This is a genomic window from Acidovorax soli (genome assembly GCF_014207955.1).
GTDB lineage: Bacteria > Pseudomonadota > Gammaproteobacteria > Burkholderiales > Burkholderiaceae_C > Acidovorax > Acidovorax soli_A.
The window spans coordinates 213180-237901 of the sequence record NZ_JACHLK010000001.1 but is presented as its reverse complement, the minus strand read 5'-3'; the positions used below and the strand labels follow the sequence as shown (position 1 = coordinate 237901).

Annotated in this window: 21 protein-coding genes; 9 read left to right on the top strand and 12 right to left on the bottom strand. The window is 69.8% G+C overall.

Features of this window, described 5'->3' with window-relative positions:
* The 5 genes from HNP48_RS01105 to HNP48_RS01085 all read left to right on the top strand — a co-directional run bounded on the left by HNP48_RS01105 (position 1) and on the right by HNP48_RS01085 (position 7172).
* Entirely contained in the window at positions 1-750 is a 750-nt protein-coding gene (locus tag HNP48_RS01105; RefSeq protein ID WP_184855636.1) for an ABC transporter ATP-binding protein, read from the top strand.
* Between the two features lie 78 nt (positions 751-828).
* A complete protein-coding gene (gene pncA / locus HNP48_RS01100) occupies positions 829-1554 on the top strand; it encodes a bifunctional nicotinamidase/pyrazinamidase (RefSeq protein WP_184855635.1) in 726 nt (241 codons plus the stop codon).
* Positions 1555-1719: 165 nt separating this feature from the next.
* Positions 1720-2895, top strand: a complete 1176-nt coding sequence (locus HNP48_RS01095) for an ABC transporter substrate-binding protein (RefSeq protein WP_184855003.1) — start codon at positions 1720-1722, stop codon at positions 2893-2895.
* Positions 2896-2913: 18 nt separating this feature from the next.
* Complete coding sequence (locus tag HNP48_RS01090) at positions 2914-3432, top strand: (2Fe-2S)-binding protein (RefSeq protein WP_184855002.1); 519 nt, start codon at positions 2914-2916, stop codon at positions 3430-3432.
* Positions 3429-7172, top strand: a complete 3744-nt coding sequence (locus HNP48_RS01085) for a molybdopterin cofactor-binding domain-containing protein (protein ID WP_184855001.1) — start codon at positions 3429-3431, stop codon at positions 7170-7172. Before HNP48_RS01090 ends, HNP48_RS01085 begins: the two co-directional genes overlap by 4 nt.
* Before the next feature lie 3 nt (positions 7173-7175).
* Here the strand turns inward: HNP48_RS01085 and HNP48_RS01080 are convergent, their stop codons facing one another.
* The 3 genes from HNP48_RS01080 to HNP48_RS01070 all read right to left on the bottom strand — a co-directional run bounded on the left by HNP48_RS01080 (position 7176) and on the right by HNP48_RS01070 (position 8886).
* On the bottom strand, positions 7176-7685 hold the full coding sequence (locus HNP48_RS01080; RefSeq protein WP_184855000.1) for an EVE domain-containing protein: 510 nt from the start codon (positions 7683-7685) through the stop codon (positions 7176-7178).
* Complete coding sequence (locus HNP48_RS01075) at positions 7672-8052, bottom strand: VOC family protein (RefSeq protein WP_184854999.1); 381 nt, start codon at positions 8050-8052, stop codon at positions 7672-7674. The genes HNP48_RS01080 and HNP48_RS01075 overlap by 14 nt, the downstream gene beginning before the upstream one ends.
* A gap of 87 nt (positions 8053-8139) precedes the next feature.
* Positions 8140-8886 (bottom strand): GntR family transcriptional regulator, encoded by a 747-nt coding sequence (locus HNP48_RS01070; RefSeq protein WP_184854998.1) that lies wholly within the window; start codon positions 8884-8886, stop codon positions 8140-8142.
* A 125-nt stretch (positions 8887-9011) separates the two neighbouring features.
* Between HNP48_RS01070 and pcaB the strand changes: the two genes are divergently transcribed.
* From pcaB to HNP48_RS01055, 3 genes are all read left to right on the top strand, one after another.
* Positions 9012-10394: a 3-carboxy-cis,cis-muconate cycloisomerase gene (pcaB, locus tag HNP48_RS01065; RefSeq protein WP_184854997.1), complete on the top strand. Its 1383-nt coding sequence runs from the start codon at positions 9012-9014 to the stop codon at positions 10392-10394.
* A 66-nt stretch (positions 10395-10460) separates the two neighbouring features.
* A complete protein-coding gene (locus HNP48_RS01060) occupies positions 10461-11444 on the top strand; it encodes a tripartite tricarboxylate transporter substrate-binding protein (protein WP_184854996.1) in 984 nt (327 codons plus the stop codon).
* A 14-nt stretch (positions 11445-11458) separates the two neighbouring features.
* On the top strand, positions 11459-12958 hold the full coding sequence (locus HNP48_RS01055) for a fumarate hydratase (RefSeq protein ID WP_184854995.1): 1500 nt from the start codon (positions 11459-11461) through the stop codon (positions 12956-12958).
* On the opposite strand, the gene HNP48_RS01050 is transcribed toward HNP48_RS01055, so the two are convergent.
* From HNP48_RS01050 to HNP48_RS01020, 7 genes are all read right to left on the bottom strand, one after another.
* Positions 12948-13376, bottom strand: coding sequence for a VOC family protein (locus HNP48_RS01050; protein WP_184854994.1), 429 nt, complete (start codon positions 13374-13376; stop codon positions 12948-12950). The two genes, HNP48_RS01055 and HNP48_RS01050, sit on opposite strands and share 11 nt — an antisense overlap.
* Before the next feature lie 119 nt (positions 13377-13495).
* Positions 13496-15250 carry a tannase/feruloyl esterase family alpha/beta hydrolase gene (locus HNP48_RS01045; RefSeq protein ID WP_184854993.1) on the bottom strand — a complete coding sequence of 585 codons (1755 nt, stop codon included), beginning with the start codon at positions 15248-15250 and terminating at the stop codon, positions 13496-13498.
* Positions 15251-15356: 106 nt separating this feature from the next.
* Positions 15357-17096, bottom strand: coding sequence for an acyl-CoA dehydrogenase family protein (locus HNP48_RS01040; RefSeq protein WP_184854992.1), 1740 nt, complete (start codon positions 17094-17096; stop codon positions 15357-15359).
* A 114-nt stretch (positions 17097-17210) separates the two neighbouring features.
* Positions 17211-18203 carry a Bug family tripartite tricarboxylate transporter substrate binding protein gene (locus HNP48_RS01035; protein ID WP_184854991.1) on the bottom strand — a complete coding sequence of 331 codons (993 nt, stop codon included), beginning with the start codon at positions 18201-18203 and terminating at the stop codon, positions 17211-17213.
* A 53-nt stretch (positions 18204-18256) separates the two neighbouring features.
* A complete protein-coding gene (locus HNP48_RS01030; RefSeq protein WP_184854990.1) occupies positions 18257-19042 on the bottom strand; it encodes an SDR family NAD(P)-dependent oxidoreductase in 786 nt (261 codons plus the stop codon).
* Positions 19043-19068: 26 nt separating this feature from the next.
* Positions 19069-20946 carry a feruloyl-CoA synthase gene (locus tag HNP48_RS01025; protein WP_184854989.1) on the bottom strand — a complete coding sequence of 626 codons (1878 nt, stop codon included), beginning with the start codon at positions 20944-20946 and terminating at the stop codon, positions 19069-19071.
* Between the two features lie 31 nt (positions 20947-20977).
* On the bottom strand, positions 20978-21760 hold the full coding sequence (locus HNP48_RS01020) for a crotonase/enoyl-CoA hydratase family protein (protein ID WP_184854988.1): 783 nt from the start codon (positions 21758-21760) through the stop codon (positions 20978-20980).
* A 158-nt stretch (positions 21761-21918) separates the two neighbouring features.
* Between HNP48_RS01020 and HNP48_RS01015 the strand changes: the two genes are divergently transcribed.
* Positions 21919-22797 carry an amidohydrolase family protein gene (locus tag HNP48_RS01015; protein WP_184854987.1) on the top strand — a complete coding sequence of 293 codons (879 nt, stop codon included), beginning with the start codon at positions 21919-21921 and terminating at the stop codon, positions 22795-22797.
* A gap of 12 nt (positions 22798-22809) precedes the next feature.
* Here HNP48_RS01015 and HNP48_RS01010 read toward each other — a convergent pair whose 3' ends face one another.
* Together HNP48_RS01010 and HNP48_RS01005 are read right to left on the bottom strand one after the other, a co-directional pair.
* The gene (locus tag HNP48_RS01010; RefSeq protein WP_184854986.1) at positions 22810-23283 is read right to left on the bottom strand and encodes a MarR family winged helix-turn-helix transcriptional regulator; all 474 of its coding nucleotides are present in this window, start codon (positions 23281-23283) and stop codon (positions 22810-22812) included.
* 42 nt (positions 23284-23325) lie between these two features.
* A complete protein-coding gene (locus tag HNP48_RS01005; RefSeq protein ID WP_409362524.1) occupies positions 23326-24687 on the bottom strand; it encodes a YifB family Mg chelatase-like AAA ATPase in 1362 nt (453 codons plus the stop codon).
* Between the last annotated feature and the right edge of the window lie 35 nt (positions 24688-24722).

Genomic DNA, 24722 nt, shown 5'->3' with positions numbered 1-24722 from the left:
ATGACAACGACGACGAGTGAACCCAAGGAAGTGCTGCTCGAGGCCAAGGGCCTGCAGGCCTGGTATGGCGCGGCGCAGATCCTGTACGACGTGGACCTCGATGTGCGCCGTGGCGAGGTCGTGGCCCTGATGGGGCGCAATGGCGCGGGCAAGTCCACCACGCTCAAGACGCTGATGGGCATGCTGGCCAAGCGCAAGGGCCAGATCCGCTTCATGGGCAAGGACCTGTCGAAAAGCGACCCGCATGACGCCGCGCGCCTGGGCCTGGGCTTCGTGCCCGAGGACCGGCGCGTGTTCACCGACCTCACGGTGATGGAGAACCTGGAAGTCGGCCGCCAGCCCGCGCGCCACTGGCCCGATGGCACGGCCGCGCCGCTGTGGACGCCCGAGGCCCTGTTCAAGCTGTTTCCCAACCTGGGCGAGATGCCACAGCGCCCCGGCGGCCGCATGAGCGGCGGCGAGCAGCAGATGCTGACCGTGGCCCGCACCCTCATGGGCAACCCCTACCTGGTGCTGCTGGACGAGCCCTCCGAAGGGGTGGCGCCGGTGATCGTGGAGCAGATGGCGCAGATGATCCTGGAGCTCAAGGCCCAGGGCGTGAGCATCCTGCTGTCCGAGCAGAACATGCATTTCGCCGAACTGGTGTCCGACCGTGCCTATGTGCTCGAAAAGGGCCAGATCCGCTACCAGGCCTCGATGGCAGAGCTGGCCGCCAACGACGAAGTGCGCAGGTCCTACCTGAGCGTGTGAAGGATTGATTCCCCGGCCTAGGCCTTATCGGGCCAGGGCCGATCTGCCAGTGCGTTCCCAACCGGAGTGTCCGCCATGATGATCCCTGCAAAGCGCCGTTCCTTCCTCCAATCCGCTGCTGCCCTTGCCCTCGCGGGGGGCGGCCTGCCCCTGGCCTTCGCGGCGGGCAAGATCAAGCCCGGCGAGCGGGCGGCCCTGATCGTGGTGGACGTGCAGAACTGCTTCGTGCCCGGCGGCACGCTGCCCGTGGCCAAGGGCGACGAGGTGGTGCCGGTCATCAACCGCATCGCCACCGCGTTCGAGAACGTGGTCGTCACGCAGGACTGGCACACGCCCGGCCATGCCTCGTTTGCCAGCACGCATGCGGGCAAGAAGCCCTTCGAGACCACCAAGCTCAGCTACGGCCAGCAGGTGCTGTGGCCCGACCACTGCGTGCGCGGCACCGACGACGCCGCCCTGCACAAGGACCTCAAGCTGCCCCAGGCCCAGTTGATCCTGCGCAAGGGCTTCCATGAGCATGTGGACAGCTACTCGGCCTTCGAGGAGGCCGACCGCAAGACCTCCACGGGCCTGGCGGGGTATCTGAAGCAGCGCGGCATCAAGACGGTCTTCGTGACCGGCCTGGCCACGGACTTCTGCGTGGCCTGGACGGCGCTGGACGCCAAGCGCCTGGGTTTCGAGACCTATGTGGTGGAGGACGCCTGCCGCGCCATCGACCTCAACGGCTCGCTCGAAGCCGCGTGGAAGCAGATGAAGGCCAAGGGCGTCCAGCGCATCCAGTCGGAGGACATCGCCCTCACCTGAGAACGGGAAGGCCGCCCTCGGCACGGGTCTTGCGTCTGGCGCTTTCGCGCTTGCGGAGCAATCCGTAGGCACCCTGGTATGACGGATTCGCAACACCCGGGGCCAGGGCTTGCAAGACCCCTTCGCAAGAGGGGAAACTTCCACGTTTGATGTAAGGAGCGTTTCATGAAGTGTCGTGAGATGGAGGCGGGGCGCACCGATCGCAGGGCCGTGCTGATGACCCTGGCGGCCACGGCCCTGGGCCGTGCGGGCACGGCTGCGGCGGCCGAGACGGGGGTGACGGACAAGGGCATCAAGGTCGGGCAGTCCGCCGTCTTCACCGGGCCTGCCAAGGATTTCGGTGTGGACTACAAGGCCGGCATCGCGCTCTACTTCGACCGCATCAACAAGGCTGGCGGGGTGTTCGAGCGCAAGCTCGAACTCGTGTCGCTCGACGATGCCTATGAGCCCAAGAAGACCGCCGAGAACACGGCGCGCCTGATCGACGAGGAAAAGGTCTTCGCCCTGATCGGCTACGTGGCCACGGGCAACCTGATCGCCGCCATGCCGCTGGCCGAGAAGGCCGGCGTCCCCATGTTCGCCCCGCTGGTGGGCACGACCTCGTTCCGCACCACGCACAACCGCTACCTGTTCCACGTGCGCGCCAGCTACGAGACCGAGCTGCGCAAGATCGTGGGCCACCTGGCCACGCTGGGCATCACCAACATCGCCGTCATCTACCAGAACAGCGCCTTCGGCAAGTCCAACCTCGAAACCTGCCTGCAGATCGCCCAGGGCCTGAAGGTCAAGGTGGTCGAATCCGTGCCCATGGAGATCGCCGCGACCGACGCCAAGGCCCAGGTGGCGCAGCTCACCAAGGCCCGGCCCGGCGCGGTGGTGATGATCGTGGCCGGCAAGATGGTCGAGGTGTTCCTGCGCGACTACCGCGCCGCGGGCGCCGCATCGCCGCTGTACACCATCTCGGTGGGCATCACCGATGCGCCGGGCTCGGCCCAGCGCCTCAATGGCGGCATCGAAGGCCTGGTCACGGCCAACATCGTGCCTTCGCCGCAGGCCAGCCGCATGCCCATCGTCGTGGACTACCGCAAGGACCGCACCGACGCGGGCGCCAAGATCGACAGCTACACCATGCTCGAAGGCTATATCGCCGCGCGCGTGTTCGTCGAAGGGCTCAAGCGCGCCGGGCGCAACCTCACGCGCGAAGCCTTCATCAAGGCCATGGAAGACATGGGCACCACCAAGTTCGGCGATTTCCCGGTGCAGTACGGTCCGAACAACCACAATGGGTCCAACTTTGTGGACCTGGAGATGTACACCCGCACCGGCAGCCTCAGGCGCTGACCGACCCCCACAGGAACAATGCAGACCCCAGCCACCGTCTTTTCCCTTTCCGTCAACGGCCAGCCCTGTGAACTGCCAGCAGGCACCCCCAGCGCGGGCGCCACGCTGCTGCATGTGCTGCGCAACGACCTTTCGCTCAACGGCCCCAAGTACGGCTGCGGCCTGGGCCAGTGCGGCGCCTGCACGGTGCTGGTGGACGGGGTGGCGGCGCGGGCCTGCGTGATCCCCGCGCGCGGCGTGGCGGGCCGCGAGGTGACCACGCTGGAGGGCCTGCCCACGCGCTGCCAGGGCGCTGTGTGCGGCGCCGGCCTGCACCCGGTGCAGCAGGCCTTTGTCGATGAACAGGCGGCCCAGTGCGGCTACTGCCTCAATGGCATGGTGATGATGGCGGTGGCGCTGCTGGAGCGCAACCCCGATCCCGACGAAGCCGCCATCCGCCGCGAGCTCTCGGCCAACCTGTGCCGCTGCGGCACGCATGTGGAGATCATCCGCGCCGTGCAGCGCGCGGCCGTGCTGGTGCGCGGGGTGGCCGCATGAACGCACCGGCTGCTTCCTCGCTGCGCGCGCACAGCCCGCTCACGCGCGCCGACTTCCATGCGGCACAGGGCGTGCTGCTGGTGGTGCGCAACCCGCCGCCCGCGCCGCCGCCCGTCAAGGGCCAGCCGGCGCTGGTGGCCGGCAACCCGGCCGAGGGCGTGGAGATCCTGATCGCCGTCTGGGACGATGGCAGCGTGACCGCGCTCAACGGCCATGTGGACCTGGGCACCGGCATCCGCACGGCCCTGGCGCAGATCGTGGCCGAGGAGCTCGACGTGCCGCTGGCGCACGTGAACATGGTGCTGGGCGACACCACGCGTGCACCCAACCAGGGCGCAACCATTGCCAGCGCCTCGATCCAGATCCACGCCAAACCGCTGCGCATTGCCGCAGCCCAGGCACGCCACTGGTTGCTGGCCCGGGCCGCAGAGCGCCTGGGCGTGGCCGCCGATGCGCTGCAGGTGCAGGCCGGCGTGGTGCAGGTGGCGGCCGACCCGGCGCGCCAGGTGGCCTATGGCGAACTGCTGGCCGGCACGCACAGCGCGCTGAAGCTGGCCGACGCCACGCCCACCAAACCCACGGCCGACTACACGGTGGTGGGCCAGTCGGTGCCGCGCGTGGACATACCGGCCAAGGTCAGCGGCGAGCTGGTCTTCGTGCACGACATGCGCGTGCCCGGCATGCTGCATGGCCGCGTGGTGCGCCCGCCCTATGCGGGGGCCGACCATGGCGACTTCATCGGCAACACGCTGGAGTCGGTGGACCAGTCGTCCATCGCCCACATCCCGGGCATCCGCGCGGTGGTGGTGATCCGCGACTTTGTGGGCATCGTCGCCGAGCGCGAGGAACAGGCCGAGGAAGCCCTGCGCAGCCTGGTGGTGCGCTGGAAGGCCTGGCCGGGCTTTCCGCGCCAGGACAGCCCGGACGCCATTGCCCAGGCCATCCGCGCCAACTCCTCCACCCAGCGCCGCCTGGTGGACGAGGGCGACGTGGACGCCGCGCTCGCCGGTGCCGAGCAGTCCATGCCACGCACCTATGTCTGGCCCTACCAGCTGCACGGCTCCATCGGCCCCTCGTGCGCGGTGGCGGAGTGGCGCCAGGACGGTGCCTCCGGCCGCGCGCGCATGGCCGTCTGGGCTGGCACGCAGAACCCCCATGTGCTGCGCGCCGACCTGGCGCGCCTGATGGGCCTGGCCGACGTGGACATCGACCTGGTGCGCATGGAGGCCGCGGGCTGCTATGGCCGCAACGGCGCCGACGACGTGGCGGCCGATGCCGCGCTGCTCTCGCGCGCCGTGGGCGCGCCCGTGCGCGTGCAGCTCACGCGCGAGCAGGAGCACCTGTGGGAGCCCAAGGGCACGGCCCAGCTCATGCAGGTGCGCGGCGGCCTCAACGCCGACGGCTCGGTGGCGGCCTACGATTTCGAGACCTCCTACCCCTCCAACGGCGCGCCCACGTTGGCCCTGCTGCTCACGCGCACCATCGAGCCGCTGGCCCAGGCCTACGAGATGGGCGACCGCACGGCGCGCCCGCCCTACGACTACGACAACCTGCGCGTGGCCGTGAACGACATGGCGCCCATCGTGCGCGCCTCGTGGCTGCGCGGCGTCTCGGCCCTGCCCAACTCCTTCGCGCACGAGTCCTATGTGGACGAACTGGCCACTGCGGCCGGTGTGGACCCGGTCGAATTCCGCCTGCAATTGCTCAGCGACCCGCGCGCGGCCGAGCTGGTGCGGGCCACGGCCGAGAAGGCCGGCTGGCTGCCCCACACCGGCCCGCGCGTGCCTGGCCCGGGTGATCTGCAGGGTGCCGAGGGCGATTGGGTGCAGGGCCAGGGCTTTGCCTACGCGCGCTACATCCACAGCAAGTGGCCGGGCTTTGGCGCCGCCTGGGCCGCCTGGGTGGCCGATGTGGACGTGAACAAGAAGACCGGCGAGGTGCATGTGCGCCGCGTGGTCGTGGGCCACGACACCGGCCTCATGGTCAACCCCGCGGGCGTGGAGCACCAGGTGCATGGCAACGTGGTGCAGACCACGAGCCGCGCGCTCAAGGAGCAGGTGCGCTTCGATCCCGTGACGCAGGCGGTCGATACGCGCGAATGGGGCAGCTACCCCATCCTGAGCTTCCGCGAGGTGCCGGTCATCGAGGTCATGCACATGCCCCGGCAGGACGAGGCGCCGCTGGGCTCGGGCGAATCCTCCTCGGTGCCCGGCACGGCCGCCATTGCCAATGCCATCTTCGATGCCACGGGCGTGCGCTTTCGTGCGCCGCCTTTCACACCCGAGGTGGTGCGCGCGGGCCTGAACCCGCTGGGCGCGGCCTCAGGGCAGGGCGGTGATGCTCCCGCAGGCGCGCCGGTGCAGCCGGCCGATGTGCTGCCCACGCTGGAGCTGCCTGCGCCCGCGGTGCCGGCTACCGCCACCTGGCCCCAAAAGCGCAGCCCCTGGGGGCGCGCGCTGGCCCTGGTAGCTGGCGGCCTGGCCATGGGCGCCGCCTTGCTGGGCTGGCGCCCGGCCATCGCTCCCGTGGCGCAGACGGCGGGCGGCGCCTCGGTCTACAACGCGGCCACCATCGAGCGCGGCCGCCTGGTCGCCGCGGCCGGCGACTGCGTGGTCTGCCACACCGCAGCCGGTGGCACGCCCAATGCCGGCGGGCGCGCCATGGACACGCCGTTCGGCACGGTCTACACCACCAACCTCACGCCCGACGCCGAGACCGGCATCGGTCAGTGGTCCTTCAGCGCCTTCCAGCGCGCCATGCGCGAGGGCATCTCGCGCGATGGCAGGCACCTGTACCCGGCGTTTCCCTATACCTCGTTCGCCAAGATGGGCGACGACGACCTGACTGCGCTGTACGCCTGGCTCATGGCCCAGCCGCCGGTGCGCGCCGAGGTGCCGACAACGCAGCTGGCCTTTCCGTTCAGCGTGCGGCCGCTCATGGCCGGCTGGAACGCGCTGTTCCACGACGCCACGCCCTGGAAGCCTGACCCCACGCGCCCGCCCGAATGGAACCGCGGCGCCTACCTGGTGCAGGGCGCCGGCCACTGCGGCGCCTGCCACACGCCACGCAACACGCTGGGCGCGGAGATGGGCGGTGCAGCCTTCCTCTCGGGCGCGCAGGTCGATGGCTGGGAGGCGCCTGCGCTCACCGGCCTGTCGAAGGCGCCCGTGCCCTGGACTGCCGACGCGCTCTACAGCTACTTGCGCACGGGCCACAGCCCGCAGCATGGCGTGGCCTCGGGGCCCATGGCACCCGTGGTGCAGGAGCTGGCGCAACTGCCCGACGAAGACATCCGCGCCATGGCCACCTACCTGGCCTCGTTCAATGCGGCCCCGGAACCCGCCGCCGACGCCGCGGCCAAGGCCCAGGCCGCCGTGGCGCGGGCGGCCGCATGGGCGCCCCAACCCGGCCAGGCGCAGCGCCTGTTCAATGGCGCCTGCGCCGCCTGCCACCACGATGGCGACGGCCCGAAACTGCTGGGCGCCAATGTGCCCCTGGCGCTCAACAGCAATCTGCACAGCGACCGGCCCGACAACCTGCTGCAAGTCATCGTCAACGGCATCCGCGAGCCCGCTTCGCGCGAGCTGGGCTTCATGCCGGGCTTTGGCAACGCGCTCAGCGATGCGCAGATCACCGAACTCGCAGGCTACATGCGCCAGCGCTACGCCCCGGGCCGGCCGGCCTGGACCGATGTGCCCGAGGCGCTGGCGCGCGTGCGGGCGGGGCCGGCGCATCCCTGAGTCTCAAAGGTGCAGTGACTGGCGGTCCGCGCCCATGGCACCGGCAATGAGCCGCATGTCATGGTCGTTGATGGCCACCAGGCCGAAGCGGAAGGCGTAGCCCCAGCGCGCCCGGTCCTGCACGAAGTCGAAGTGGTCGAGCAGCGGCGCGATGGGGGCCTCGCGGGCCGGCACATAGTCCACGCCCCGGCGGTAGGGCACGAAGCCGCCGCCCATGTCGAAGGCATAGGGATCACCGGGTTTGACCAGGCCCACGGACACGAAGGCCTGCAGCCGGTCGCTGCCGCCCATGCTGACCGTGGGCGCGTAGTAGGCCACACGGTCACCGGCCTGCATGCGGCGCAGCGGCGCCGCCTTGCCATGGCATACCTGCATGAAGCCCGCACCGGGCTCCGCACAGCCGCGTCGTGCATGGTCGGCGCAGGCCACGGCGATCCAGTTGCCGCGCCGTGGGGAAGCGGGTGGGGCGGCTTCGCCCCACAGGGGCGACTGCACCGGCTCAGGCCAGCGCATGCAGGCCTACGCGGTTGCCGTCCAGGTCGTGGATGTGGGCAAAGAAGCCCAGGCCCGGTGGCAGCGCCTGGCGCGGCAGGGCCACCTGGCCACCCTGCGCCAGCACGCGGTCCAGCGCCGCGTCGAGCGAGGGCGAGGCATCCAGGTAGACCAGCGTGCCGGCACCGGGCGCGGGCTGCGGCGCGGTCGGCCCCATGAGCAGGGCGCCGCCCGTGCCATCGGCCTCGGGGTCGTAGGCGAACACCGCGCCCTCGCTCGGGCCCATGGCCTCGCGGCGCATGGTCTGGCCGAGCACCGCCTCGTAGAAGGCCTGGGCACGGTCCAGCTGGGTGGTGGGGATCTCGAACCAGGTGATGGCGTTTTTCATGGGTGCTCCTTGTGTGCAAATGAAGAAGCCCCGATGGTGATGACCTGCTGCTGACAGCGGCTTGTCAGTACGGTAGCAGCAGCGTTGTTACTCGCGCGAACGGGTGAGTTCCTGTGAGAACTTGAACCGGTCCGCCGGGTGCAGCGAGACCGAGATCTCGAACACCTGGTCGGCCGCGTCGAGGTAGTGGCGCGTGATCTTGAGCGCGGGCGCACCGGCCTCGGCGCGCAGGGCCTCGGCATGTTCGCGCGGCACCAGCACGGCCTCGATGTCCTGGCGGATGCGCGCGATGCGCCGGCCATAGCGCTCCTCGATGAGGGTGCTGGCCAGCGTCTCGGGCGCGTCGCGCACGATGGGGCCGATGTCGGCGTACGCCGGGTCGATGTACAGGTCGAGCCAGCAGATGGGGCGCGCCTTGCGCGTGCTGCCGCCTTCCATGCGCAGGCAGGCGATGTGCAGCCAGCGCGTGCCGCCGGGGCAGCCCAGGTGCTGGGCGAGGGCCAGGTCCGCGACCACCTCGTGGACGGATTGCACCGTGCGCATGTGCTCGGCGCCGAAGCGGGCCAGTTCTTCCACGGTGGCGATGGACTGCGTGAAGCCGGCCTGGGGCCGCTGGGCCTCCACGCGCGTGCCCACGTTCTTGCGCCGCGAGATCAGGCCCAGCTCCTGCAGCCCGTCCAGCGCCTTGCGCACGGCGTAGCGGCTCAGCCCGTACTGCGCGCACAGCTCGAACTCGGTGGGCAGCAGCGTGCCCACGGCAAAGCGGCCGGAGGCGATGCCTTCGGACAGGTCGCGGGCGAGGTCGGGTTGGGTGTTCTTGGCAGCGGTGGTCATGCAGGCAGCGTCCTGCCTAGGGAAAACCCCAGGCCGAGTTTTGTTCGAACATATCTACAGTTCACACCAGCGTATTTGTTCGAACATTTATATATGTTCGTATTTTATCAACATATCGGCCTGCCATGTCCTCTTCCCTGTTTTCCCCCGCCAGCACGGTGCTCGATTCGGTGCTGTTCCGCGATGCCTTCGGCACGCCGCGCATGCGCGAGGTGTTCTCCGACCGCACGCTGATCGCGCGCTACATCGAGGTGGAGGTGGCCCTGGCCCGTGCCGAGGCGCGCTGCGGCGTGATCCCGGCCGAGGCGGCCGAGGCCATCGCCCACGCGTCGCGCCTGGAGCGCGTGGACTTCGACCACATGCGGCACGAGACCGACATCGTGGGCTACCCCATCCTGCCGCTGGTGCACCAGCTCGTGGAGATGTGCGGCGAGGCCGGGCGCTACGTGCACTGGGGCGCGACCACGCAGGACATCATGGACACGGCCAACGTGCTGCAGCTGCGCGATGGCCTGGCGCTGGTGGAGGCCGATATCCGCGAGCTGCGCGGCATCCTCGCGGCGCTGGCGGCAAAGCACCGCGACTCGCCCATGGCCGGCCGCACCCACCTGCAGCAGGCCCTGCCCGTGACCTTCGGCTACAAGGTGGCCATCTGGCTGGCCATGTTCGACCGCCACCAGGAGCGCCTGGCCGAGCTGCGCAAGCGCGTGCTGGTGGTGCAGTTCGCCGGGGCCGCGGGCACGCTGGCCTCGCTCGGCGACAAGGGCTTCGAGGTGCAGGCCGCGCTGGCCGATGAACTGGGCCTGGCCGTGCCCGTGACCACCTGGCATGTGGCGCGTGACGGCTTTGCCGAGGCGGTGAACCTGCTGGCCCTGGTCACCGGCTCGCTGGGCAAGATCGCGCTGGACATCATGGTCATGGCCTCCACCGAGTTCGGCGAGGTGTACGAGCCCTTCGTGAAGGGCCGGGGCGCGAGCAGCACCATGCCGCAAAAGCGCAACCCCATCTCCAGCGAGCTGATGCTGGCGGCCTCCAAGGCCGTGCGCCAGCAGGCGGGGCTGATGCTCGACGCCATGGTGCAGGACTTCGAGCGCGCCACTGGCCCCTGGCATGCCGAATGGCTGGCGCTGCCCGAGAGTTTCGTCCTCACCGCCGGCGCGCTGCACCAGGCCAAGTTCGCGCTGGGTGGCCTGATCGTGGACGAGGCGCGCATGCGCAGCAATCTCGGCATCAGCCGCGGACTGATTGTGGCCGAGGCCGTGATGATGGGCCTGGCCCCCGCCATGGGCCGCCAGCAGGCGCACGACGTGGTCTACGGCGCCTGCCGCACCGTCAACGAGCAGGGCGGCACCCTGGCCGAGGCCCTGGCCGCGCTGCCCGAGGTGGTGCGCCACTTCGACCGCGCGGCCATCGACCGGCTCACCGACCCCGCCAACTACCTGGGCCTGGCCCCCGCCATGGTGGACCGCGCCCTGGCCGCGTCGGCGGCGGCTGCGGCCGGCTGCTGAGTACCCCCGATCACCGCCCGCTTGCGTTTTCCGTTCCTTCCCACAACCATTCCAGGAGACCCGTCCATGAACACCGCCAAGACCCTTGGTGCGGCCGCCGCATTGCTGTGCGCCGCCACCTTCGCCCACGCCCAGCCGGCCTGGCCCGCCAAGCCGATCACCTGGATCGTGCCGTTTGCGGCGGGCGGCCCCACCGATGCCATGGCACGCGACATTGCCGACAAGGTGGGGCGCCAGGTCGGCCAGTCCATCGTGATCGAGAACGCGGCCGGCGCGGGCGGCACCATCGGCGCGGCCAAGGCTGCCAAGTCGGCGCCCGATGGCTACACCTTCCTGGTCGGCCACATGGGCTACATGGGCGCCGCGCCGTCGCTGTACAAGAAGCTGGCCTACGACCCGGTCAAGGACTTCGACGCGGTGTTCCGCTTTCCCGATACGCCGCTGGTGCTGCTGGTGCCCAAGAGCTCGCCCTACAAGACGGCGGCCGAGCTGATCGCCGCGGCCAAGGCCAACCCGCGCAAGATCAACTTCGGCAATGCCGGCGTGGGCTCCACCTCGCACCTGATCGCGGCGCTGTTCGAGTCGCGCGCCGGCATCGAGGTCACCTCCATCTCGTACAAGGGCGCGGCCCCGGCCATGAACGACCTGGTGGGCGGCCAGGTGGAGGCCATGTTCGACCAGAGCAACACGGCGCTTCCCCAGGTCACGGGCGGGCGGCTCAACGCGATTGCGCTGACCTCGCTCCAACCCATGCCGCAGCAGTACCCCAACGTGGCTCCGCTCGCCGACAAGACCCTGCCTGGCTTCGAGGCCGCCACCTGGTACGGCCTGTACGCCCCCAAGGGCGCGCCCAAGGACGTGGTGCAAAAGCTCCACCAGGCCTACCTCAAGGCCCTGGCCGACAAGACCTGGACGGCGCGCATGGCGGCCCAGGGCATCCACATGCTGCCCGAGGCGCAGTACGCGCCTGACGCCTTTGCCAAGCACACGGCAGCCGAGGTGGAGAAGTGGCGCAAGGTGGCGACCGACGCCAAGATCCAGATCGACTGAGCGATAAACAACCCATGACCCGCATCGCGCAGGAAGACCTGGCCACGAGCATCGCCCAGGCGCTGCAGTTCATCAGCCACCGGCATCCGCCCGACTTCGTGCGTGCGCTGCGCCGCGCGCATGCGGCCGAGACCCATGCGCCGGCGCGCGCCGCCATGGGCCAGCTGCTGGTCAACAGCCGCATGGCGGCCTTGGGCCGGCGCCCGCTGTGCCAGGACACGGGCGTGGCCCAGGTGTTTCTGCGCATCGGCATGGGCGTGGCCTTTGTGCGCCATGACGGTGGTCCGCTGCGCAGCCTGCAGGCGGTGGTCGACGAGGCGGTGCGCACGGCCTATGGCGACCCCGGCAACCCGTTGCGCGCGACCATGGTGGCCGACCCGCTGGGCGCGCGCACCAACACGCGCGACAACACGCCCTCCGTCGTGCACTGCGAGTTGGTGGAGGGCGATGCGCTGGAGCTGCTGGTGGTGGCCAAGGGCGGTGGCGGCGACGTCAAGGCGCGCTTTGCCACACTCAACCCCAGCGACAGCGTGGCCGACTGGGTGCTGGCGCAACTGCCCGGCATGGGCGCGGGCTGGTGCCCGCCGGGCGTGCTGGGCATCGGCATCGGCGGCAGCCCCGAGCAGGCCATGCTGCTGGCCAAACGCTCGCTGTTCGATGCCATCGACATCGACGCACTGCGCGCACGCGGCGTGGCCACGCCCGAGGAAGCGCTGCGGTTGGACCTGTACGCGCGCAGCAATGCACTGGGCATTGGCGCGCAGGGGCTCGGGGGGCTCTCGGCCGTGCTCGATGTGAAAGTGCGCACCGCGCCCTGCCATGCGGCCACGATTCCGGTGGCGCTGATCCCCAACTGTGCGGCCACGCGCTACCTGCACCTCACGCTGGACGGGTCAGGCCCGGCTCCGCTGCCGGACCTGGCGCTCGATGCCTGGGAAGGCATCCCCGAGCACTTCACGGTGGAGGACGCCGTGCGCGTGGACCTGGACACGCTGGACCGCGCCGAAGTCGGCCAATGGAAGGTGGGCCAGACCCTGCTGCTCACGGGCACCCTGCTCACCGCGCGCGATGCCGCGCACAAGCGCCTGGTGGACCTGCTGCAGCGCGGCGAGCCGCTGCCGGTGGAACTGCGCGGCCGCACCCTGTACTACGTGGGCCCGGTGGACGCCGTGGCCGGCGAGGCCGTGGGCCCGGCCGGCCCGACCACCGCCACGCGCATGGACCGCTTCGTGGAGCCGCTGCTCGCGCAGACCGGGCTGCTGGCCATGGTGGGCAAGGCCGAGCGGGGGCCCGAAGCGATTGCGTCCATTCGAAAGCATGGCGCTGCCTATCTGGCCGCGACGGGCGGCGCTGCCTACCTGCTCTCGCGTGCGATCCGCAAGGCGCGGGTGCTGGCCTTTGCCGACCTGGGCATGGAGGCCATCCACGAATTCGAGGTGGTGGACTTCCCTGTGACGGTGGCCGTGGATGCGCACGGCCGCACCATCCACCGTTTTGCGGAGGCTAGAACGTGATCTTGACCGAAGGCGCATTGCGCTGCGCCTTGCCATGGAACACGGCCTCGATGTTGTTGCCATCGGGGTCGAGCACAAAGGCCGCGTAGTAGCCGGGGTGGTAGGGGCGCTCGCCAGGGGCGCCGTTGTCCTTGCCGCCGTGGGCCAGCGCCGCCTTGTAAAAGGCCTGCACCATGGCCTCGTCCTGCGCCTGGAAGGCCAGGTGGTGGCGGCCGGTGAGGTGGCCCTGGGCGGCGGCGCTCTTCGAGGTGGAGACGAACAGCTCATCGGCCCAGAAATAGTCTTCGGCCGTGCCACCCATCGGTACCCCGAGCACCTCGAAGATGGCGCTGTAGAAGGCCTGGCTGGCCGGCAGATCGCGCACCACCAGCTGGATGTGGTCGATCAGTCGGCCGCGGTGCAGTTCCTGGGTTTCCATGGCGTGGTCCTTATGGAGTTCACAACATGGATGCAGTGTGCCTGCGCCAAGGGGATGAGCGTCATCGCACTCACCCCCTGTTACCGCTGTGACCGGGTGGCTACCCGGCAATCAGCCGGTCACTTGCAACTGAAGCTGCTGGCCGATTCCACGTCGCCCGTGCCGTTGTAGCGCGCCACCTTGGGGTAGACGCACAGCGGGCGCGTGCGGTTGGCCGACCAGCTGGCGGGCAGCTCGGCGTTCACCACGTTGGCACCGGCGCCACGCGCCTGGGCCAGCACGGTGTCGGGGGCCTTGCCCTGTTCCACCCATTGCACCAGCGGGGCCAGCATGTCGAACTGGTCGGTGGCCGGGCCGCCCGAGCAGTGGTTCATGCCGGGCACCATGTACAGGCGCGCAAAGCTGGCGGCATTGCCTTGGTGGTTGGCCTGCAGGCGGTCCATCCAGTTCGCGGTATCCACCGGCGAAAACACGCCGTCGGCGATGCCGTGGTAGACCATCATCTTGGCGCCCCGCTCCTTCAGGGTGCCCAGGTCGGCCTCATTGGGCGGCGTCATGAAGGACCAGGGCGACTCGGGGTAGAGCGCGCTGGTGGCGAACATCTTCGGGTAGTCGGTCTCCATGCTGAAGGCCAGGGCGTATTGCAGACCCGTGGTCGCACTGAAGGCGGCTACCGTGGACGGGGGTGAGGTGAAGATGAAGGCCACGGCCCCCGCATCGCGCGTGGCGGGCGAGCCCAGGTGCCACTGCGCGAAGTTGGTGCCGCCCACGCCCGGGTCGAACCAGGTGCCGGTGTACAGCGCTTCGCCCTTGCTGTTCTTGGGGCCTGCGAAGATGTCGGCCAGCACGGTCTTCTGGGCCGGGGTCAGGCAGCTGCCATCGCGCGCGGCACCCGGTGCGCAGCTGGGTACATCGGTCTGCAGGTTGAAGGCGCTCTGGCAGGCTGCCACGTCGTTGACCTGGCCATCGGTCACGCCGTCGAGCGCATCGCATTTGGCCAGGATGCGGCTGCCCAGCAGCTTGTATTCGGCGGCGGTGACCGAGGTGTTCAGGTCGGGCTGGCCGTTCGCGTCGGGTGTGGAGACCTTGGCGTACTGCTGGGCCTTCCACAACTGGGCCGTGGCCGCCTTGGGCAGGTGAAAGCCCGGGTTGCCGGCCAGGATGCCGTCGTACTGGTCTGCATAGCGCGAAGCGGCCACCATGGCATGGCGCCCGCCGTTGGAGCAGCCGGCGAAGTAGGAGCGGTCGGGCGCCTTGCCGTAGGCGCTCTTGATGAGGTCCTTGGCCATGGGCGTGAGGCTGCCCACGGCCGTGTAGCCATAGTCCAGCCGGGCCTGCGGGTCCACACCGAAGAAGGGCGTGGGCGCGCTGTGGCCCGCGTCGGAGCTGAGCACCGCGAAGCCCTGGCTCAGGGCCGGTGCCACGGGTGCGCCGCCGCTGGTCGCGCCCAGGGCGGTCACCACGCTGCCGTCCAGGCCGCCGTTGGCCTGGTAGAGGAAGCGGCCGTTCCAGGCGACGGGCATGCGCATCTCGAAACCGATGGCATAGCTGTTGCCGTCGACCGCGCTGGTGCGTTGGTTCATCGCGCCCTTGACCAGGCAGTGTGCCGGGATGGGCGTGTTCACGCCAGTGGCCTTGAGTTCACCCTCGGCCACGGGGGCGGCGGAGGTGATGCGCGTGTTGGGCAGGGCCAGCGTGGTCGCCAGGTTGGCGCAGGATTGCAAGGTGCCCGGCGATGCCGCCGACAATTGCCGCAGCCCACCGTCCGACCCGCCGCAGCCGGCGACCAGCAGTGCCGCTGCCGGCAGGGCCGCCCATGCCAGGGGGCGGCCCAGGCCGTGCAGGTTCCAGATACCCTCGTTCCTCTTCTTCATGGTGTTGTCTCCTCGTGTGTTGTTGCAAGGCGCAGGCAGGCAGACCCGCAGCGCGGCCTCGGAGCGCTGGGGGCGGGGGAATGCGGAACTGGAAGGGCGTGGACCGTCAGGCGGCAGCCATGGCGGGCGCGGTACGTCGGTGGACGTCGGCAGCGGCGGTGGACAGGCGCTGGCGGATGATGGCCAGGCGCATGTCGAATTCGGGCAGCACCCAGGTGGCGAAGGCCTCGGCCGGTTCGGCCCAGCGCGGGCCCTGGCTGGCAGGGGCGGCGGCGATGCGTGCCCAGGCCCATTCCAGCAGCACCAGGGCCACGGCGCGCAGGTAGTCGTCGGCCACCCAGTAGGGCAGCTCTGGCTCGGTGGCCGCGGCGGCGGCCAGGGCGCGCGTGGTGTCGGCCAGCGCATTGCGCCGGGCGTTGGCGGCGTCGTCCTGCGGCAGGCCATGGCGAAGCGAGGCGAGCAGCGCGCACAGGCCCTGGCCCCCATCGGCCAGTACCTTGCGCACCAGCAGGTCGATGGCCTGGATCTCGTTCGTGCCCTCGTAGATCATGGCCACGCGCGCATCGCGCACCACCTGCTCGATGCCCCATTCGCGCACATAGCCATGGCCGCCGAAGACCTGCAGGCAGGCGCTCGCGCCATGGAAGGCCTGGTCGGTCAGCGCGGCCTTGAGCACGGGCGTGACCAGTGCGCACCAGCGCTGGGCCGCGGCGCGCTCGGTGGCGTCAGCATGGTGGTGCGCCAGGTCGAGCTGCAGGGCCGTGTGGTAGGCCAGCACGCGCCCGCCGTCGATCCAGGCGCGCTGCGTGGTCAGGATGCGGCGCATGGCCGGGTGCCGGGCGATCGGGTCGGGGCCTGTAGAGGCTGCACTGCCCGGTGCCTTGGGCGCACGCATCTGGCGGCGCTCCTGGGCATAAGCGCTGGCCTTTTGCCACGCCGCCTCCAGCAGGCCCAGCCCCTGCAGGCCCACATGCAGGCGCGCGGCATTCATCATCACGAACATGGCGGCCAGGCCCTGGTGGGGTTGGCCCACGAGCCAGCCGGTGGCATCGTCGAAGCGCATCACGCAGGTGGGGCTGCCGTGCAGGCCCATCTTTTCCTCGATGCGCTCGCACACCACGGCATTGCGCTCACCGCCCGGCAGCAACTTGGGCACCAGGAACAGCGACAAGCCCTTGGGGCCGGCCGGCGCATCGGGCAGGCGCGCCAGCACCAGGTGCACGATGTTGTCGGTGAGGTCGTGCTCACCGCCGGAGATGAAGATCTTGCTGCCGTTCACGCGCACGCTGCCATCGGCCTGCGGCACGCCGCGCGTGCGCACCAGGCCCAGGTCGCTGCCGGCGTGGGCTTCGGTCAGGCACATGGTGGCCAGCCACTCGCCGCTGGCGATCCTGGGCAGGTACTGCGCCTTGAGCGCCTCGCTGCCATGGTGGCGCAGGCATTCGTAGGCACCATGCAGCAAGCCGGGCGCCATGGTCCAGCCATGGTTGGCACCGGCCAGCCATTCGTAGAGCACGCATTCGAGCACCGCCGGCAGGCCCTGGCCACCGTCTTCGGGCGCACAGGCCAGCGACGGCCAGCCCGCCTGCCAGAAGTCCTGGTAGGCCGCGCGGAACCCGGCCGGCGTGGTGACGGTGCCCGCCTCGAAGCGGCAACCTTCTTCATCGCCACTGCGCTGCAGCGGAGCGACGGCACTGTCGACGAACTTCGCGGCCTCGTCCAGCACCTGCGCCGCCAGGTCGCCATCGGTGTCGGTAAACGGTGCCAGCGCCTGCCACTGCGCAGGGGCTGCAAGCACCTCGTTCAGCAGGTGCTGGATATCGGCCAGGGTCTGGTGTGCTTGCATGCTGATCGTGCTTCCAATGTCCGTCGTTTACCCATGGCCGTGGCAACTGGCTCGGCCCAAGGCCAGAGCCACCGTGGATCCGGAGGCGCCCCCTCAGGAGGCGCCAATCCGCAATCAAGACTCTGCAGTGAACCCGATCTGCTTGACCAGCGGGCCCCAGCGCTCGAACTCGGCCTTCTGGTCGGCTAGCATTTCCTGCGCCGTGCTGCCATGGGCCACCAGGCCGACGACGCCCAGCGCGTCAATCACGGTCTTGTCTTTCAGCGCGCCGGTGATGGCCGCATTGGCGCTGGCCAGCGTGGCCGCAGGCGTCTTGGCCGGGGCGTAGAAGCCGAACCATTCCTCGGAGGTGACGTCGGGATAGCCCAGCTCGATGAAGGTGGGAACGTCGGGTAGGTAGGGCGAGCGCTTCTTGCCCGAGGTGGCCAGCACGCGCACGCGGCCGGTCTTCATGTACTGCAGGTAGTCGCCGCTGGGATTCATGGCAGCAGCGATCTGGCCGCCCACCAGGTCGGTGATGCTGGGCACGGTGCCCCGGTAGGGCACGTGCTTGAGCTCCACCCCCGAGCGGATGCCCAGCAGCGCACCCAGCAGGTGCGGCATGGAGCCCGCGCCGGGCGAGCCGTAGCTGGCCTTCTCCGGATTGGCCTTGGCCCAGGCCAGGAAGTCCTTGAGCGTCTTCACCTCGGCCGGCACGGCCGGGCCCACGGCCAGGCCGTGGTGCATGATCGCGCCGATGGAGACGGGCACCACGTCCTCGGGCTTGTAGCTCAGCTTGGGGTAGATGTGCGGGTACACCGACAGGGCCGATACCGGTGCCAGGGTGAGCACCGAGCCGTCGGCGGGCGAGTTCTTCAGCGTTTCCACCGCGATGCGGCCGCCGGCACCCGGCTTGTTCTCGACGAAGCCCGGGTTCTTGCTGTAGGCCGTGCCGCCCAGCTTTTCGGCCACTCGGCGGGCCACGCTGTCGCCCGCGCTGCCGGCTGGAAAGCCGTACATGATCTTGACCTGGTCCAGCGCCTGCGCGAAGGCGGACAGGGGGTAGAGCGCACCGAGGGCGGCAGCGCTGCCCAGGGTTTGCAAAAGGTGGCGTCGTGTCGTCGTCATGCTTGTCTCCGGTATAGGTATGGTGTGTTGACGGGGCAGGGAACAGGAAGGGGCTATCTGGGCGCCATGCGCAGGGCGCCATCGAGCCGGATCACCTCGCCGTTGAGGTGGCCGTTGGTCACGATGTGGGACGCGAGCTCGGCGAACTCTTCAGGCTTGCCCAGGCGCGGCGGGAAGGGGATGCTCGCGGCCAGCGACTGCTGCACGGCCTCGGGCAGCTCCTTCATGAGCGGGGTGGCGAACAGGCCGGGCGCCACCGTGCACACGCGGATGCCGTGCTGCGCCAGGTCGCGTGCCATGGGCAGGGTCATGCCCACCAGGCCGCCCTTGGAGGCGCTGTAGGCCTGCTGGCCCACCTGGCCGTCGAAGGCCGCCACCGAGGCGGTGAACACCATCACGCCGCGCTCGCCGTTGGAAAGGGGGGCCAGCTTGGCGCAGGCCGCCGCGAACAGCCGGCTGATGTTGTAGCTGCCGATGAGGTTGATACCCACCACGCGGGCGAAGTCTTCGAGCGGCGCGGCGCTGCCATCGCGTTGCACCACGCGCTTGGCGCTGCCGATGCCGGCCACGTTCATGAGGATGCGCGCCGGGCCCAGGGCGGCCTCGGCCTGGGTCAGGGCGGCCACCACGCTATCGGTCTGGGTGATGTCGCAGGCGCAGGCCACGGCGGTGCCGGCGCCATGCTGTGCGTTGATGCTGTCGGCCACCTGGCCGGCCAGCGCGGTGTTCACGTCGAGCACCGCGACCTTGGCGCCCAGGCGCGCCAGTTCGCGGGCGGTGGCCTCGCCCAGGCCCGATGCGGCGCCGGTGACGAGGGCGGTCTGTCCTTGGATCTGCATGGAATATGTCCTTTGGGTGGTGGGCTTCAGGCGGCAGGGACGAGGGTCCCGGGCGCGGTGCCGTCGTGCAGGGCCTGCACCAGGGCATCGCGGTGCTTGAGCACGGCGCGCTGGTTGATGGAGCCCTTGTCGGTGATCTCGCCCTTGTCGAGCGAGGGCGGCTCGGCCATCAGCAGTGCGCGCGCCACGCGGCTGGCACTGCCCGTGGATTCGCGTGCCAGGTGGTCGATGACGGCCTGGATGCGCTGGCGCACACCGGTGCTGACGATCACCTCGGCCCAGGGGGCATCGGCGCCCAGGCCGCTCACCTCGCGGCAGGCGGGTGAGAGGAACAGCAGGGCGCCCACTTCCTTCTGGTTCAGGCCGGTGAGCACCGCGTCCTGGATGTAGGGGGCGCCGGCCACGACGATCTTGGCGCGCATGGGGCCCACGCTCACGAAGGTGCCGGTGGAGAGCTTGAAGTCCTCGGCGATGCGGCCGTCGAAGCGCAGGCCGCGGTGGATGTCCTGCTCGTCGATCCATTGCACGGCGTCGCCCGTGCACAGGTAACCCTCGTCGTCGAAGGCCTCGCGCGTAGCGGCGTCCGAACGCCAGTAGCCCGGCGTCACGTTGGGGCCGCGGTAGCGCACCTCGGTCTTGCCGTCCACGTCGACCAGCTTGAGCACCATGCCCGGCACGGGCGCGCCGATGTGGCCCGAGCGCACGTCGGGGCTGTTGCAGAACATGGCCGAGGGGGCCGACTCGGTCATTCCGAGGCCGGTGGACATGACGATGCGCTCGCCAATTTCGGCCTCCTGCGTGGCGTGCAGGCTGTCCCAGATGGGCTGGGCCAGGCCCGCGCCCGAGTAGAAGAACATGCGCACGCGCGACAGCAACTGGCGGCGCAGCGCGGCGTCGGTCTTCATCGCCTCGGCGATCATCTCGAAGCCCGTGGGCACGTTGAAGTACACCGTGGGCGCGATCTCGCGCAGGTTGCGCAGGGTCTCGCCGATCAGCGCAGCGGTGGGCTTGCCATCGTCGATGTAGAGCGTGCCGCCATGCTGCAGCGTGAGCCCGAAGTTGTGGTTGCTGCCGAAGGTGTGGTTCCAGGGCAGCCAGTCCACCAGCACCGGCGGGGCTTCGGCCAGCACCGGCAGCGATAGCGTGATCTGCTGCAGGTTGGCGCACCACATGCGCTGGGTGTTGACCACCGGCTTGGGCATCTTGGTGGAGCCGCTGGTGAACAGGAACTTCACGATGGTGCCCGGCCCCGTGGCGTGCATGGCCGCATCCACGGCAGGCGTGGCCACGGTGTTGCGCAGGCTCTGGAAGGTGGTGGCTGGGCGGCCTTCGATGGCGCCCTGGGCCAGCACCACCTCCACGTCCGCCGCCACGGTGGCCGTGATGGCGCGGCCAAAGCGCGCGCCGTCGGCCGCAAACACCAGGCCCGGGGTCAGCGTGTCCAGCACATGGCGCAGCTTGTCGTAGTCCTGGCTCACCGTGGCGTAGGCGGGCGAGACCGGGCAGTAGGGCACGCCGGCATAGATGCAGCCCAGTGCCATCAGCGCATGCTCCAGGCTGTTCTCGCTGAGCACGACCACCGGGCGCTCGGCGGAAAGGCCGCGGTCCAGCAGGGCCTGGCCGATGCTGCGCGCCGCGGCAAGCGCCTGGGCGTAGCTGATGTGCTGCCAGTCGCCGGTGCTGCCGTCCGCGTGCTGCACACGGCGCGCGAGAAAGCTGCGCTCGGGCTCTGCCTCGGCCCAGTGCACCAGGTAGTCCGTGACCCGGCGCGCATAGGCGCCCAGCGGCAGGTCGGCCTGCAGGTAGCGCACGCCGGGCGCGCCCTCGCGCACGCTGACGCGGGTGACGCCGAAGGGCACGGGGCGGTAGCGGGGCGGGGCCAGGGGGGTGGAGAGATCGCTCATGGGGGTCGTCCAGCGGGTGCAGGTTGGATGCTCAGTCCTTGCGGACCTTGGCGGCGCGGCCTTCCAGGAAGTCCGCCAGGCGCGACTTGGCCTCGGGCGCGCTCTGGGCAATGGCGGCCATCATGGCTTCGGTCAGGAAGCCCTGGTCCGCCGGCTGCTCGGCAATGCGCGGCAGGGCGTGCATCAGCGCGTAGTTGGTCAGCGGCGCGTTCTGCGCCACGCGTGCGGCCAGCTCCAGCGCCTTGGCGAAGGCCTGGCCTTCGGGCACCAGGTACTGGGCGAAGCCGGCCTTCTCGCCGTCCTGCGCGTTGTAAACGCGGCCGGTGAGCATCATGTCCGTCATGCGCGCCGCGCCGATCAGCTTGGGGATGCGCACGGCGCCGCCACCGCCCACGAAGATGCCGCGCGAGCCCTCGGGCAGCGCGTAGAAGGTGGACTCGTCGGCCACGCGGATGTGGCAGGCGCTGGCCAGCTCCAGCCCGCCGCCCACCACTGCGCCATGCAGCGCAGCGATCACGGGCACGGGGCCGTACTGCACGCGCTCCAGCGCGGCGTGCCACATGCGCGAGTGGTACAGGCCCTGGCCGGCGTCGCGCTCCTTGAGTTCGGACAGGTCCAGGCCGGCGCAAAAGTGCGGGCCCTCGCCGTCGATCACGGCAGCGCGTACGCCCGCGGGCATTTTCTCGAACAGGTCGCGCAGGGCCAGGATCAGGCCGTCGTTCAGGGCGTTGCGCTTGGCGCTGCGCGTCAGGCGGATGACGGCGATCTCCTTCTCGTCACCGGAGAGCTCGAAATGGATGTCTGGATGGGTCATGGTGGCTTTCGTAATGGGTGGATTGTGGTTATAGTTAATAACCAATTCAAGCAAGCCAGCCCGGTTTTTTATTGGTAGTTACCCTTGATTCGTGCCACCTGCCCTGGTGCATGCTGAAGGGCGGCGCCATGCAAGCCTGGCTCCCATAGGAGACCCATATGGACCACGAGAACCTGATCGCCATCGACATCCACACCCACGCCGAAGTGAGCTGCTGGAACCCGTTCGACAACTACGGCGAGGAGTACGACCGCGCCGCCGACAAGTACTTCAAGAACGGCCGCCGGCCCACCATCGCCGAGACCGTGGCCTACTACCGCGAGCAGAAGATCGGCCTGGTGATGTTCACCGTGGATGCCGAGTCCAAGATGGGCCGCCGGCGCATCCCCAACGAGGAGATCGCCGAGGCCGCCAAGGCCAACAGCGACATGATGATGGCCTTCGCCAGCATCGACCCGCACAAGGGCAAGATGGGTGCGCGCGAGGCGCGCCGCCTGATCGAGGAGCACGGTGTCAAAGGCTTCAAGTTCCACCCCACGGTGCAGGGCTACCACCCCTACGACCAGATGGCCTGGCCGATCTACGAGGTGATCGCCGAGTACGGCATGCCGGCCATCTTCCACACCGGCCACAGCGGCATCGGCAGTGGCATGCGCTGCGGCGGCGGCCTGCGCCTGGAGTACAGCAACCCCATGCACCTGGACGACGTGGCCATCGACTTCCCCGACATGCAGATCGTCATGGCGCACCCAAGCTTTCCGTGGCAGGACGAGGCGCTCTCGGTCGCCACGCACAAGCCCAACGTCTGGATCGACCTGTCGGGCTGGAGCCCCAAGTACTTTCCCAAGCAACTGGTGCAGTACGCCAACACGCTGCTCAAAGACCGCATCCTGTTCGGCAGCGACTACCCGCTGATCACGCCCGAGCGCTGGATGAAGGATTTCCAGGACGCCGGCTTCAAGCCCGAGGTGATGCCCGGCATCCTCAAGGGCAATGCAGTGCGGCTGCTGGGGTTGGACAAGCCGGCGAAGGCCTGAGCCGCGAGGGGATCAGTCGTAGACCTTTTGCAGCAGGCGGATGAGCGTCTTGCGCTCGGTCGCCGTGAGGCGCGCAGTCGCGTCCACCTCCAGCTGCGCTGCAGTCTGCTCGGCCTGGCCGCACAGGTCTTCGCCCGCGGGGGTCAGGTGCAGGCCCATGGCGCGCCCGTCGCTCGGGTGCGGGCGGCGCTCGATCAGGCCGCGCCGGTCCAGCGCGGCGATCAGGCCCACCAGGTTGGGGGGCAGCACACCCAGCGTGGCGCACAGCTGGCGCGATGTGATGCCGGGGTTGTGCGCCACCAGCGAGAGCACCGAGAAATCCACCACCTTGAGTCCATAGACCGCCATGCGCTCCATGAACACCTCGATGATGGACAGCGAGGCGCGCCGCGCGTTGTAGCCCACCAGGGTGCGCAGGTAGCTGTTGTCCACCGTGTCGGTGCTGGCGGGGCTTGCGGAGAGGATCTTGGGGGATGCGCTGGCCATGGTGCGTGTTGCTGGGGTTGGCGCGAACTATAGCCGGGCGGCTCAGGCGGGGGCGCGCAGCACGCGCCGGTACTGCACCGCCTCGGCAACATGCCCGACGGCGGTGGCCTCGGCACCTGCCAGGTCGGCGATGGTGCGCGCCACCTTGAGCGCGCGGTGCGTGCTGCGTGCCGACCAGCCCAGGCGCGCAGCGGCCGTGTTGAGGAACTTGGCGGCCGCATCCTCCAGGTGCAGGTGGGCATCGATCTCCTGGCCCTGCAGCGCCTGGTTGGTCTTGTCCTGGCGCGCCAGGGCCCGGGCGCGGGCCTGTACCACGCGCGCGCGGATCGCGGCACTGGTCTCGCCGGGCGGCGCCTTGAGCAACTGCTCCGAGGGCACCGCGGGCACCTCCACATGCAGGTCGATGCGGTCCAGCAGCGGCCCGCTGAGCTTGCCCTGGTAACGCGCGATCTGGTCGGGCGTGCAGCGGCAGGCGCGCTGGGTGGAGCCGAGAAAGCCGCAGGGGCAGGGGTTCATCGCGGCCACCATCTGGAACCGGGCCGGGTAGTCCGCACGCTGTGCGGCGCGGGCGATGGTGATGTGGCCGGTTTCCAGCGGTTCGCGCAAAGCCTCCAATGCGGCCCGTGGGAATTCCGGGAGCTCATCCAAGAAAAGCACCCCATGGTGCGCCAGCGAAATTTCGCCAGGACGTGGTGGCGAGCCTCCCCCCACCAGCGCCACGGCGCTGGCCGTGTGGTGTGGCTGCCCCGTGGGCCGCAGGCCCCAGCGCTCGGGGCTGAAGCGCCCCGCCAGGCTGGAGATGGCCGCGCTCTCCAGGGCTTCCTGCACCGTCATGGGCGGCAGCAGGCCGGCAAAGCGCAGCGCCAGCATGGACTTGCCCGAGCCGGGCGGGCCGGCCATCAGCACGCTGTGGCCGCCGGCCGCGGCAATCTCCAGCGCGCGCTTGGCCATCGCCTGGCCTTTCACATCGGCCATGTCGGGCCCGTGCTGCGAGGCCAGCATGGGCGTGGGCTGCAGGCGCGTGAAGCCTTCGCCATCCCCCTCGGGCACGGGGGTACCGGGCGGCAGGAAGGCGCCCACTACGTCGAGCAGGTGGCGTGCGCGCACCACCTGGGCCTCGGGCACCAGGGCGGCCTCTTCGGCGCTGCCGGGCGGCAGCACCAGCTGCACGGTGATCTGCTGCGCCTGCAAGGCCAGGCTGGTGGCCAATGCCCCGCGCACCGGGCGCAACTCGCCCGACAGCGAGAGCTCGCCGGCGAACTCATGGCCCGCCAGCCGGCCGCCATCGATCTGCCCGCTGGCCGCGAGGATGCCCAGGGCGATGGGCAGGTCGAAACGGCCCGAGTCCTTGGGCAGGTCGGCCGGGGCCAGGTTCACGGTCGAGCTCGATGTAGCGTAGCGCATCTGTACATAGTAGAGTTCGGCTCTTGGGAAAGCAA